Consider the following 11,725-nt stretch of genomic DNA (forward strand, 5'->3'; position numbering starts at 1 on the left):
AGGAGTGAAACGGTGAATAACGCCTATCGACCCCGCCGGACCTGCCTGTCGGTCCCCGGCAGTAGCCAGAAGATGATCGACAAGGCCAAAGCATTGCCGGCCGACGAAGTCTTTCTCGACCTCGAAGACGCCGTCGCACCCGAAGCCAAGGGGCCGGCCCGCACCCGGGTGGCCGCCGCGCTCGCCGGGCCCGGGTGGGCCGGGCAGTTGCGCGGCGTGCGCGTCAACGGATGGACGACGCCGTGGACCCACGCCGACGTCATCGAGGTGGTCTCGGCCGTCGGCGCGGCGCCTGACGCGACACTCGATGTCGTTGTGCTGCCGAAGGTTTCCGACGTCTCGCATGTCACCGCGCTGGACCTGCTGCTGACCCAGTTGGAAACCATTCACGGACTCCCGGTCGGCGGCATCGGCATCGACGCGCAAATCGAAGACGCGCGCGGGCTGATGAACGTCGACGCGATCGCGGCGGTCCCGCGCGTGCAGGCGTTGGTGCTGGGTCCGGCCGACCTGATGGCCAGCCTCAACATGCGCACGCTGGTGGTCGGCGAGCAGCCCGAGGGCTACGACGTCGGCGATGCCTACCACCACGCGTTGATGACGATCCTGGTGGCGGCGCGGGCACACGGCATCGCCGCCATCGACGGGCCCTACCTCAAGGTGCGCGATGTCGAGGCCTTTCGGCGGGTGGCTGGCCGGTCGGCGGCGCTGGGCTACGACGGCAAATGGGTGCTGCATCCGGATCAGATCGCGGCCGGCAACGAGATCTTCAGCCCGCGTCAAGACGAGTACGACCACGCCGAGCTGATCCTGGAAGCCTACGAATGGCACACCTCGAGTGCCGGTGGTGCCCGCGGCGCGGTGATGCTCGGCGACGAGATGATCGACGAGGCCAGCCGCAAGATGGCGTTGGTGATCGCGGCCAAGGGACGCGCGGCGGGCATGCAGCGTCAGTCGGACCCGTTTGTTCCGCCTGCCTAGCTCAGGACCGGTTCATCACGCTGAGGCCCACGAGCAGCAGCCCGATGATGGCCATCACCAGCAGCGCGAACGTGGCCGCGCCCACCGCGATGTCGGCGATCGCCAGGCCGCGGCCCTGCTGGTGGGTGTGCTTGATCTGATTGAGTGCGACGACGCCGAGCACGACGCCGACCAGCGGGATCAGCAAACCGAGGTAACAGAAGAACGTCAGCGGTACGCCCAGAAAGATGCCGGCGATGGACGTGGTCAGCGATCCGATCGCCAGGCCATTGGTTCCCGCCGGGTCGTAGGGGTATCCCGGCGCGACCCCGTAACCGAACGGGCCACCCGGATATGGCGGATATGCGTGCGGATATGTGTGCGGATACTCCGGATAGTTCACCGGTGCGTTCGGGTCGATCGGCGGCGGCGGGTACCCGGGCGGCAGGTTGGGCCCGTCCGGCGGTCGCTCGCCCGGGTCGCCGCCGGGAACTGTCATGCTGTTCAACCTAAACGATGCGGGCGGCCGACGGCCCGAACTGGCAGAGCCCACCTGCATCGCAAGCCGGGCCCCGCGATTTAACGTATGTGCTGGTAGAAAAAGCGGTCGTCGACCCGCGGCGCCCCGCTGCTACCCGGCACGTCGGCAGAGGAGAATAGCACCATGACCAGCCCTTACCAGCCCGGACAGGTTCCCGGTGCCACCCCCGCCGGCCCGGCGGCGGGGCGGCGGGGTGCGCCCGGACTGCCGACTCCGCCCAAAGGTTGGCCGGTTGGGTCGTACCCCACCTACGCGGAGGCCCAGCGAGCCGTCGACTACCTGTCCGAGCAAGAGTTCCCGGTGCAGCAGGTGACGATCGTCGGTGTCGACTTGATGCAGGTCGAACGGGTGACCGGCCGGCTGACCTGGCCGAAGGTTCTCGGCGGCGGCGTTTTGAGCGGCGCCTGGCTGGGGCTGTTCATTGGCTTGGTGCTGGGCTTTTTCAGCCCCAACCCGTGGGCCGCGCTGGCCACCGGTCTGATCGCCGGGGTTTTCTTCGGTCTGATCACCTCGGCGGTCCCGTATGCGATGGCGCGCGGCACCCGCGATTTCAGTTCGACGATGCAACTGGTCGCCGGCCGCTACGACGTGCTGTGCGATCCGCAAAACGCCGAGAAAGCCCGCGACCTGCTCGCCCGCCTGGCGATCTGACCGCTCACGGACGTGGCATGCAAACCGGGCGTGTTGCATCTCACGCGTAGCCGGTTCTACCGTTCTGGCGCGGGAAACCGGAGAAAGGCGGGTGTCGTGGGGAGTCGCGGGCGCGCGCGGCAGCTGGCCGCGGCCGTGCTGGCGGCGCTGACCACCGCTTCGGCGTCTTCGTGCGGCGCGGTCGACAACGCTCTGGTGGTCAGCCTCTACACGCCGGCCAACGACACCGCGACATTCACCGCGCTCGCCCAGCGCTGCACCGACCAGCTCGGCGGCCGGTTCACCATCCGGCAGTTCAGCCTGCCCCGATCGGCGGACGACCAACGGCTGCAGCTCGCCCGCCGGCTCACCGGCAACGACCGCACCCTGGACGTGATGGCCATCGACGTGGTGTGGACCGCCGAGTTCGCCGACGCGGGGTGGGCGCTGCCGCTGTCCGACGACCCCGCCGGCCGGGCCGAGGCCGACGCCACCTCCGACACGTTGCCGGGCCCGCTCGCGACCGCCCGCCGCCGGCACAAGCTCTACGCGTCACCGCTGACGACGAACACCCAATTGCTTTGGTACCGCGCAGATTTGATGGACAAACCGCCGACCACCTGGGACGGCATGGTGACCGAGGCGACGCGGCTGCACGACGCAGGCAAACCGAGCTGGATCGCGGTGGAGGCCAAGCAGTACGAGGGCCTGGTGGTGTGGTTCAACACGCTGCTGGTCAGTGCCGGCGGCCAGGTGCTGTCCGACGACGGCAAGGCGGTCACGCTGACCGACACCCCAGCCCACCGCGCGGCGACGGTCAGGGCGCTGCAGACCCTGAAGTCGGTGGCCACCGCGCCCGGCGCGGACCCGTCGATCACCCAGACCGACGAGGGCACAGCGCGATTGGCGCTCGAGCAAGGCAAAGCCGCTCTGGAGGTCAACTGGCCGTTCGTGCTGCCCTCGATGCTCGAGAACGCCGTCAAGGGCGGCGTAGGGTTCCTGCCACTCGACAGGCGTGCAGACCTTGCGGGCAGCATCGACAGCGTGGGGAGTTTCGACCCGACCGACCAGCAGTTTCGCGCGGCCTACGAGGCCGCCAAGTCGGTGCTCGGTTTCGCGCCCTATCCGGGGGTCCAGCCCGGTCGGTCGGCCAAGGTGACGATCGGCGGGTTGAATCTGGCGGTGGCCAAGACGACTCGCCACAAGACGGAAGCCTTCGAGGCGGTGCGCTGCCTGCGCAGCCTGGCCAACCAGAAATACGTCTCGATCGAAGGCGGCCTGCCCGCGGTGCGTGCGTCGCTGTACTCCGACCCGCAGTTCCAGGCGAAGTACCCGATGTATGACGTGATTCGCCGGCAACTCACCGACGCGGCCGTGCGCCCGGAGACACCGCTTTACCAAGCGGTGTCTACCCGGATCTCGGCGACACTGGCCCCCATCACCGCGATCGATCCGGAGAAGACCGCCGACGCGCTCGCCGAGCAGGTGCAGAAGGCCATCGACGGGAAGGGTTTGATCCCATGACCGCGACCACCGCGACCGAAGGCCGGCGCTCGGAGCGCCGGCTGGCGTTCGCGTTGGTGTCGCCAGCGGTGATCCTGATGCTGGCTGTGACGGCGTACCCGATCGGGTACGCGGTGTGGTTGAGCTTGCGGCGCTTCACCTTTGCCACACCGGGTGACGCCAAGTTCGTCGGCCTGGCCAATTACCAAACCATCTTGACGGACCGGTTGTGGTGGACGGCGTTCGCGGTGACGCTGGCGATCACCGTGGTTTCGGTGGCACTGGAGTTCGTGTTGGGCTTGGCGTTGGCGTTGATCATGCACCGCAGCCTGCTGGGCAAGGGCGTGGTGCGCACGGCGGTGCTGATTCCGTACGGCATTGTCACGGTGGCCGCGGCGTACAGCTGGTACTACGCCTGGACACCGGGCACCGGATACCTGGCCAACCTGCTGCCGCAGGGCAGCGTGCCGCTGACCCACCAGATTCCCTCGCTGGCCATCGTGGTCCTCGCCGAGGTCTGGAAGACGACGCCGTTCATGGCGCTGTTGCTGCTGGCCGGGTTGGCGTTGGTGCCCGACGACCTGCTCAAGGCCGCGCAGGTCGACGGCGCGGGGCCCTGGCGACGGCTGTTCAAGGTCATCCTGCCGCTGATCAAACCGGCGATCCTGGTGGCGCTGCTGTTCCGCACGCTGGATGCCTTCCGGATCTTCGACAACATCTATGTGCTCACCGGCGGCTCCAACAACACCGATTCGGTGTCGATGCTGGGCTACGACAACCTGTTCAAGGGCTTCAATGTCGGCCTGGGCTCGGCGATCTCGGTGCTGATCTTCCTCAGTGTGGCGATCATCGCGTTCGTCTTCGTCAAGGTGTTCGGCGCCGCCGCACCGGGCGGTGATGGCCGTGGCTGAGCGGATCGGTGCGCGGCGAGCGACCGCCTGGGTGGTCGCCGACGCGTTGGTGGTGCTTTATGCCCTGTTCCCGGTGCTGTGGATCTTGTCGCTGTCGCTCAAGCCGACCTCAACCGTCAAAGACGGCAAGCTGATTCCGTCATCGGTGACCTTCGACAACTATCGCGCAATTTTCCGCGGGAACTTCTTCAGCTCGGCGCTGGTCAATTCGATTGGTATCGGCGCGATTACCACCGTGATCGCGGTGGTAATCGGCGCCATGGCGGCTTATGCGGTGGCCCGGCTCGATTTCCCGGGCAAAGGGCTGTTAATCGGCGCCGCGCTTTTGATCGCGATGTTCCCGCAAATCTCGCTTGTCACACCGATATTCGACATCGAACGCAGTGTCGGCCTGTTCGACACCTGGCCGGGCCTGATCATCCCGTACATCACTTTCGCTTTGCCGCTGGCCCTCTACACCTTGTCCGCGTTTTTCCGGGAGATCCCCTGGGATTTGGAGAAAGCCGCCAAGATGGACGGCGCCACACCGGGTCAAGCGTTCCGCAAGGTGATCGTTCCGCTGGCGGCGCCGGGAATCGTGACCGCCGCAATCCTGGTGTTCATCTTCGCTTGGAACGACCTTTTGCTCGCACTGTCGTTGACCGCGACCAAGGCCGCGATCACCGCACCGGTGGCCATTGCGAACTTCACCGGAAGTTCGCAATTCGAGGAACCGACCGGGTCAATCGCGGCGGGCGCGATGGTCATTACCGTCCCGATCATCGTTTTTGTTCTAATCTTCCAACGACGGATAGTTGCCGGATTGACCTCTGGCGCCGTGAAGGGGTAGCTCGATGGCCGAGATTGTGTTGGATAGGGTGACCAAGAGTTACCCCGACGGCGCGACGGCCGTGAAGGACCTGAGCATCACCATCGCCGACGGCGAATTCCTCATTCTGGTCGGCCCTTCCGGCTGCGGCAAGAGCACGACGCTGAATATGATTGCCGGGCTGGAGGATATCTCGTCGGGCGAATTGCGAATCGGCGGCGAGCGGGTCAACGAAAAAGCCCCCAAGGACCGCGACATCGCGATGGTGTTCCAGTCCTACGCGCTGTACCCGCACATGACGGTGCGGCAGAACATCGCCTTCCCGCTGACCCTGGCGAAGATGAAGAAGGCCGAGATCGCCCAGAAGGTCGAGGAAACCGCGAGAATCCTTGACTTGACCGACTTTCTGGATCGCAAGCCCTCGCAGTTGTCGGGCGGTCAGCGTCAGCGGGTGGCGATGGGACGCGCCATCGTGCGTCATCCCAAGGCGTTTTTGATGGACGAGCCGCTGTCGAACCTGGACGCCAAGCTGCGGGTGCAGATGCGCGGCGAGATCGCCCGCCTGCAGCGCCGGTTGGGTACCACGACCGTGTACGTGACCCACGACCAGACGGAGGCCATGACGCTGGGCGACCGGGTGGTGGTGATGCGCGGCGGGGTGGCACAGCAGATCGGCACTCCCGACGAGCTGTACGAGCGGCCGGCCAACTTGTTCGTGGCCAGCTTCATCGGCTCGCCCGCCATGAATTTCTTCCCCGCCACCATGACGCCCACCGGCGTCAGCCTGCCGTTCGGCGAGGTGACGCTGACCCAGCCGGTTCACGACGTACTCGCACAGCACCCGTCGCCGCAGAACGTCATCGTGGGCATCCGCCCCGAGCACCTGCAGGACGCCGCGCTGATCGACGCGTATCAGCGGCTCAGCGCGTTGCTCTTCGAGGTCAAGGTCGACATGGTCGAATCGCTGGGCGCCGACAAATACGTGTACTTCACCACCGAGGGCGCCGCGGTGCATTCGAAGCAGCTGGCCGAGGCCGAAGAGGAATCCGACGGCGTCGAGCACGAATTCGTGGCGCGGGTTCCGTCGGCGTCGAAGGCCGCAAAAGGGCAGTCGCTCGAATTGGCTTTCGACACTTTGAAACTGGCCATCTTCGACGCCGACACCGGTGTCAACCTGACTGTTCCGCCGAGTGACACAGATTCTGGCTGACGTCCGCAGCCACCTCTGCGCGCAGTTCGGCGACGCGGAGCCCGATGTCGCGAGTGTGACGTTTCTGGGCGCCGAGCCCATCGAGGTGCTGCGTTTCGGTCCGGACAGCGACGGCGTGGTGCACTACGTGTCGTTGGGCTGCTCGCGGCATCCGATGGTCGACCCCACCGCGATGGTCGCCGATCCGTTACGCGGTCCGCGCGCGGAAGTTTTTCTGCGCCTGCGTGATCCGGGCCGGATTACCGGGCTTGCTCGTAGCCTGGCGGTCGTGGCGGCGACACCGGCGGTCGAGGGGGTCGTGCTGGTGCCGGACGCCCTGATCGACCTCGGCTCGCCGCTCTGGGCGCGACCATCCGGCCGGGCGCCGTTCACCGCGGTGTTGTTGGGCCGCAGCGACATCGGCGAGCTGCCGCTCGAGCCGCCGCGCGAGCCGGTTTGCTTCTTGTCGGCGACGCCGATCACGGCGACCGAGGCGGCCTGGGTGCGCCTCAAAGGCGCCGAGGCCATGCGCGAGGCGTGGCAGGCCGACGGCGTCGACGTGCTGGACCCGAACCGCCGCGCCTCTTCCGCGTGAACAGACGCAGAATCGCATGAATTTGCCTGCGGTAACGCGATTCTCTGTCTGCTCGCCAAACTACAGCCAGCGGTTGCGCCGGAAGGTGCGGTACAGGACCAGGCAGATCGCTGCCATGACGACGAGCACCACCGGATAACCCCACCGCCAGTCCAGGATCGGCATCCAGTCGAAGTTCATGCCGTAGATGCCGGCGATCATCGTCGGCACCGCGATGATGCCGGCCCACGCCGACATCTTGCGCATATCGGTGTTCTGCTGCATACCGACCCGGGCCAGCGCGGCCTGCACCAGCGAGCTGAGCATCTCGTCGTAGCCGGCGATCTGGTCGGCGGCGTGCGTCTGGTGGTCGGCGACGTCGCGCAGATAGCGCCGCACTTCCTTGGAGATCAGGTCCTTGTGTTCGGTTTGCATGCGCTGGAACGGAATCGAGAGGGGGTTGACGCAGCGCCGCAGCTCGACGACTTCGCGCTTGATCTGGTAGATCGGTTCGACGTCGGTGCGCTGGCCCGGCGCGAACGCCACCTCCTCGATGGCATCGATATCGGTCTCCATCAAGTTGGTGACGGCCAGATAGTGGTCGACGACGTGGTCGGCGATCGCGTGCATCACCGCATAGGGACCCAACCGCATGTGCTCGGGGTCGGCGTCCATGCGTTTACGAACCTCGGAAAGCCCGCCGTGTTCGCCGTGCCGGACGGTGACCACAAAGTTCTTCCCGACGAAGATCATGATCTCGCCGCTTTCGACGACTTCGCGGGCCAGCACCACCGAGTCGTGCGGGACGTAGTTCACCGTCTTGAGAACCAGAAACAGCGTCTCGTCGTAGCGCTCCAGCTTGGGCCGCTGATGGGCATGCACGGCGTCCTCGGCGGCCAGCGGGTGCAGCCCGAAAACGTCCGCGACGTCTTTCATCTGGGATTCGTCGGGCTCGTGCAGGCCGATCCAGACGAACGCTTCCTGGCCGGCCTGCTCGACCTCGCGCACCTTGGCCAGCGCGTCGGCAGGCGTGTACACGCCGGGCAGCCGCTTGCCGTCGACGTAGACGCCGCAGTCGACCATGACCCGCTCGATCGGTGACTGGGCCGGGGGTGTCTCGGGCTCGGCAACCTTTGCGCGAACGGCCGGTCGCAACGAGGGTGATAACGCGCGAAACGATGGCATCGGGTCACCTCCGTCGTCAGCGCAGAACGGGCCAAGCGTGGGCAATGCTACGCGTCGCGCCAGATCAGCACCTGTGAGCCGCTCCGGGCGACCCGGGGTTTCCGTCCGGCGCCCGTGCGCTAGTTTCGACGCGACGCAATACTGCCCGAGGAGCAACCGACGTGAGCACAACACCCCTTAAGGTCGCCGTCACCGGCGCCGCCGGTCAGATCGGCTACAGCCTGTTGTTCCGCCTGGCGAGCGGCGCGCTGCTGGGCCCGGACCGCCCGATCGAGCTGCGGCTGCTCGAGATCGAGCCCGCCCTCAAGGCGCTCGAGGGTGTGGTGATGGAGCTCGACGACTGCGCGTTCCCGCTGCTGGCAGGCGTCGAGATCGGTGCGGACCCCAACAAGATCTTCAGCGGCGTGAACCTGGCCCTGCTCGTCGGCGCGCGTCCGCGTGGTCCGGGCATGGAGCGCAGTGATCTGCTCGAGGCCAACGGCGCCATCTTCACGGCCCAGGGCAAGGCGCTCAACGAGGTTGCCGCCGACGACGTCCGGATCGGCGTGACCGGCAACCCGGCCAACACCAACGCGCTGATCGCGATGAGCAACGCGCCCGACATTCCCAAGGAGCGGTTCTCCGCGCTGACCCGGCTGGACCACAACCGGGCCATCTCGCAGCTGGCGAAGAAAACCGGCGCCGCTGTCACCGACATCAAGAAGATGACGATCTGGGGCAACCACTCGGCCACCCAGTACCCCGACATCTTCCACGCCGAGGTGAAGGGCAAGAACGCGGCCGAGGTCGTGGGTGATCAGTCGTGGATCGAGAACGACTTCATCCCGACCGTCGCCAAGCGCGGCGCGGCGATCATCGACGCGCGCGGCGCTTCTTCGGCCGCCTCGGCCGCCTCGGCAACCATCGATGCCGCCCGCGACTGGCTGCTGGGCAGCCCCGACGGCGACTGGGTGTCGATGGCCGTGGTCTCCGACGGCTCCTACGGCGTGCCGGAGGGCCTGATCTCGTCGTTCCCGGTGACCACCAAGGACGGCAACTGGAGCATCGTGCAGGGACTCGAAATCGACGAGTTCTCCCGCGGGCGGATCGACAAGTCGACCGCCGAGCTCGCCGACGAGCGCAAGGCGGTCACCGAACTGGGGCTGATCTGAGCGGCAGTACGCTCAAGGACGTGTCCGAACCTGGCCCACACATCGTCTTAGAGGACGAGGAGATCTTCGAGGCCCACCTGGCCGGCAAGCTTTCCATGCAGTTGAGGGCACCGCTGGACACCCAGCGCGCGCTGTCGATCGCCTACACCCCGGGCGTGGCACAGGTCAGTCGCGCGATCGCCGCCGACCACACGCTGGCCGCTCGCTACACCTGGGCGCACCGACTGGTGGCCGTGGTCAGCGACGGCAGCGCGGTCTTGGGTCTCGGCGACATCGGCGCGGCGGCAGCGCTTCCGGTGATGGAGGGCAAGTGCGCGTTGTTCAAGGCGTTCGCGGGCCTGGACTCGATCCCGATCGTCTTGGACACGAAGGATCCCGACGAGATCGTCGACACGCTGGTGCGGTTGCGGCCGACGTTCGGCGCGGTGAACCTCGAGGACATTTCGGCGCCGCGGTGCTTCGAGATCGAACGCCGGCTGATCGACGCGCTGGATTGCCCGGTCATGCACGACGACCAGCACGGCACCGCGATCGTGGTGCTGGCGGCGCTGATCGGCGCGACCAAGGTCCTCGGCCGTGACATGGCCTCGCTGCGGGTGGTAATTTCCGGTGTCGGCGCGGCGGGCTTGGCATGCGCGAAAATCCTGATGTCCGTGGGCATTTCGCACATCACGTTGCTGGACTCGCGCGGCATCCTGCATGCCGGGCGCGACGATTTGACCACCGTCAAGACCGACTTGGCGCGGTGCAGCAATCCCGAGGGCCTCACCGGCGGCATGGTCGAGGCGCTCAAGGGTGCCGACATGTTCCTGGGTGTGTCGGGCGGTGTGGTCCCCGAGGAGCTGATCGCAACGATGGCCCCGGACGGCATCGTGTTCGCGCTGTCGAACCCCGACCCGGAGATCCATCCGGATGTGGCGGCCCGGCACGCCGCGATCGTCGCCACCGGCCGCAGCGATTTCCCCAACCAGATCAACAATGTGCTGGCCTTCCCCGGGGTCTTTCTGGGTGCGCTGGATGCCGGCGCCCGCCGGATCACCGAGGCGATGAAGGTGGCTGCGGCCGAGGCGATCGTCTCCGTCGTCGCCGACGACCTGGCGCCGGACCGGATCGTGCCGAGTCCGCTGGATCCCCGGGTGGGACCGGCGGTGGCGGCCGCGGTGGCAGCGGCCGCCGATGCCGCCGAGTGACCGCCCGCAGGTTTGTCGCGCTTGCGATCACTGCGGTGCTCGCGCTGGCCGGGTGCGGCGATACGCAAAACCACGCGCGCGAGCTGGTCGTCGGATCTCGTCCCGATGCCGAGTCGGTGCTGCTCGCCGATATCTATGTCGGGGCGCTGCGCTCGTATGGTTTTCCGGCGCACAGCGAGCCCGCGCCCGACCCACTGAGCAAGCTGGATTCCGGGCAATTCACCGCCGTCCCGGCGTTCACCGGTCAGGTGTTACAGGTGTTCGAGCCGGGCGCCAAGGTGCGATCCGACGAGCAGGTCTACCGGGCCATGATCGGTGTGCTGCCCGAAGGGATCGCCGCCGGGGACTACGCGACCGCTGCGGAGGACAAGCCGGCGCTGGCGGTCACCCAGTCGACGGTCAAAGCGTGGGGCGGCACGGAGCTGAGCCTGCTGCCCCGGCATTGCGACGGCCTGATCGTCGGGGCGATCGCCGGCAGCCAAACTCCCACCGCGGTGAGCCGATGCCATCTGCCCGCTGCACGCCAATTCCGCGACGGCGCAACGATGTTCGCGGCGCTGCGGGCCGGTCAGCTTACCGCGGCGTGGACAACCACGGCTGACCCCGCCGTGCCCGGCGACCTGGCGGTGCTCGCCGACGGGAAGCCGGCGCTGGTACAGGCCGAGAACGTGGTGCCGTTGTATCGCCGCAACGAGCTGGCCGACCGGCAGCTGCTGGCGATCAACGAGGTGGCCGGTGTGTTGGACACCGCCGCGCTGGTGGACATGCGCCGGCAGGTGGCCAAGGGCGCCGACCCGCAGGCGGTGGCCGACGGGTGGCTCGGCGAACACCCGCTGGGCCGTTAGGCCTGCCGCGAGGTCCCCTTCTTCCGCGAGCGTGCGTGTCCCCGGCCGCCACGCCGGGCTAATTCCCGGGTTCACGCACGCTCGCACCCGGAAGGCGCCGGTCCTAGATGAGTGATTCCTATCCCGGTCAGTGGTCGTAGGCGATCAGTGATCGTTTGGTGGGGGTGTTGATTTTCCAGTTGTGCCAGATCACGGCGGCCAGTGCGAGTAAGCGTTGAGCGATGCGGGCGAAGACACC

General features: G+C 67.0%; 12 protein-coding genes and 1 pseudogene. 10 read left to right on the plus strand and 3 right to left on the minus strand.

The features are described from left to right. The first annotated feature begins 12 nt into the window (after positions 1–12). Positions 13–981 carry an HpcH/HpaI aldolase/citrate lyase family protein gene (locus AWC14_RS22230; RefSeq protein ID WP_081968156.1) on the plus strand — a complete coding sequence of 323 codons (969 nt, stop codon included), beginning with the start codon at positions 13–15 and terminating at the stop codon, positions 979–981. 1 nt (position 982) lies between these two features. On the opposite strand, the gene AWC14_RS22235 is transcribed toward AWC14_RS22230, so the two are convergent. Next, on the minus strand, positions 983–1,459 hold the full coding sequence (locus AWC14_RS22235) for a DUF4190 domain-containing protein (RefSeq protein WP_045379203.1): 477 nt from the start codon (positions 1,457–1,459) through the stop codon (positions 983–985). 165 nt (positions 1,460–1,624) lie between these two features. On the opposite strand from AWC14_RS22235, the gene AWC14_RS22240 reads away from it, so the two are divergent. From AWC14_RS22240 to AWC14_RS22265, 6 genes are all read left to right on the plus strand, one after another. After that, positions 1,625–2,152 carry a general stress protein gene (locus AWC14_RS22240; RefSeq protein ID WP_045379201.1) on the plus strand — a complete coding sequence of 176 codons (528 nt, stop codon included), beginning with the start codon at positions 1,625–1,627 and terminating at the stop codon, positions 2,150–2,152. Positions 2,153–2,248: 96 nt separating this feature from the next. Then, positions 2,249–3,655: an extracellular solute-binding protein gene (locus AWC14_RS22245; protein WP_052425594.1), complete on the plus strand. Its 1,407-nt coding sequence runs from the start codon at positions 2,249–2,251 to the stop codon at positions 3,653–3,655. Then, a complete protein-coding gene (locus AWC14_RS22250) occupies positions 3,652–4,545 on the plus strand; it encodes a carbohydrate ABC transporter permease (RefSeq protein ID WP_045379199.1) in 894 nt (297 codons plus the stop codon). Before AWC14_RS22245 ends, AWC14_RS22250 begins: the two co-directional genes overlap by 4 nt. A 4-nt stretch (positions 4,546–4,549) precedes the next feature. Next, positions 4,550–5,374, plus strand: coding sequence for a carbohydrate ABC transporter permease (locus tag AWC14_RS22255; RefSeq protein ID WP_142281795.1), 825 nt, complete (start codon positions 4,550–4,552; stop codon positions 5,372–5,374). Between the two features lie 4 nt (positions 5,375–5,378). Continuing rightward, positions 5,379–6,563, plus strand: coding sequence for an ABC transporter ATP-binding protein (locus AWC14_RS22260; RefSeq protein ID WP_045379197.1), 1,185 nt, complete (start codon positions 5,379–5,381; stop codon positions 6,561–6,563). Further along, a complete protein-coding gene (locus tag AWC14_RS22265) occupies positions 6,544–7,137 on the plus strand; it encodes a suppressor of fused domain protein (protein ID WP_045379194.1) in 594 nt (197 codons plus the stop codon). The genes AWC14_RS22260 and AWC14_RS22265 overlap by 20 nt, the downstream gene beginning before the upstream one ends. Positions 7,138–7,197: 60 nt before the next feature. On the opposite strand, the gene corA is transcribed toward AWC14_RS22265, so the two are convergent. Further along, positions 7,198–8,301 carry a magnesium/cobalt transporter CorA gene (gene corA, locus AWC14_RS22270; protein ID WP_045379192.1) on the minus strand — a complete coding sequence of 368 codons (1,104 nt, stop codon included), beginning with the start codon at positions 8,299–8,301 and terminating at the stop codon, positions 7,198–7,200. A 161-nt stretch (positions 8,302–8,462) separates the two neighbouring features. Here corA and AWC14_RS22275 point away from each other — a divergent pair, with 161 nt between their 5' ends. Genes AWC14_RS22275 through AWC14_RS22285 form a run of 3 tightly spaced genes read left to right on the plus strand, consistent with a single transcriptional unit; the run spans position 8,463 to position 11,487 of the window. Next, complete coding sequence (locus tag AWC14_RS22275; protein WP_045379190.1) at positions 8,463–9,452, plus strand: malate dehydrogenase; 990 nt, start codon at positions 8,463–8,465, stop codon at positions 9,450–9,452. Positions 9,453–9,472: 20 nt separating this feature from the next. Then, positions 9,473–10,642 carry an NAD(P)-dependent malic enzyme gene (locus AWC14_RS22280; RefSeq protein WP_235215915.1) on the plus strand — a complete coding sequence of 390 codons (1,170 nt, stop codon included), beginning with the start codon at positions 9,473–9,475 and terminating at the stop codon, positions 10,640–10,642. Then, on the plus strand, positions 10,639–11,487 hold the full coding sequence (locus AWC14_RS22285) for a glycine betaine ABC transporter substrate-binding protein (protein WP_052425593.1): 849 nt from the start codon (positions 10,639–10,641) through the stop codon (positions 11,485–11,487). Before AWC14_RS22280 ends, AWC14_RS22285 begins: the two co-directional genes overlap by 4 nt. Before the next feature lie 127 nt (positions 11,488–11,614). Here the strand turns inward: AWC14_RS22285 and AWC14_RS28400 are convergent. Beyond that, positions 11,615–11,725, minus strand: a pseudogene (locus AWC14_RS28400) (IS982 family transposase); the annotation flags it as partial.

Origin of the sequence: Mycobacterium kyorinense (assembly GCF_002101735.1) — a bacterium.
Lineage (GTDB): Bacteria > Actinomycetota > Actinomycetes > Mycobacteriales > Mycobacteriaceae > Mycobacterium > Mycobacterium kyorinense.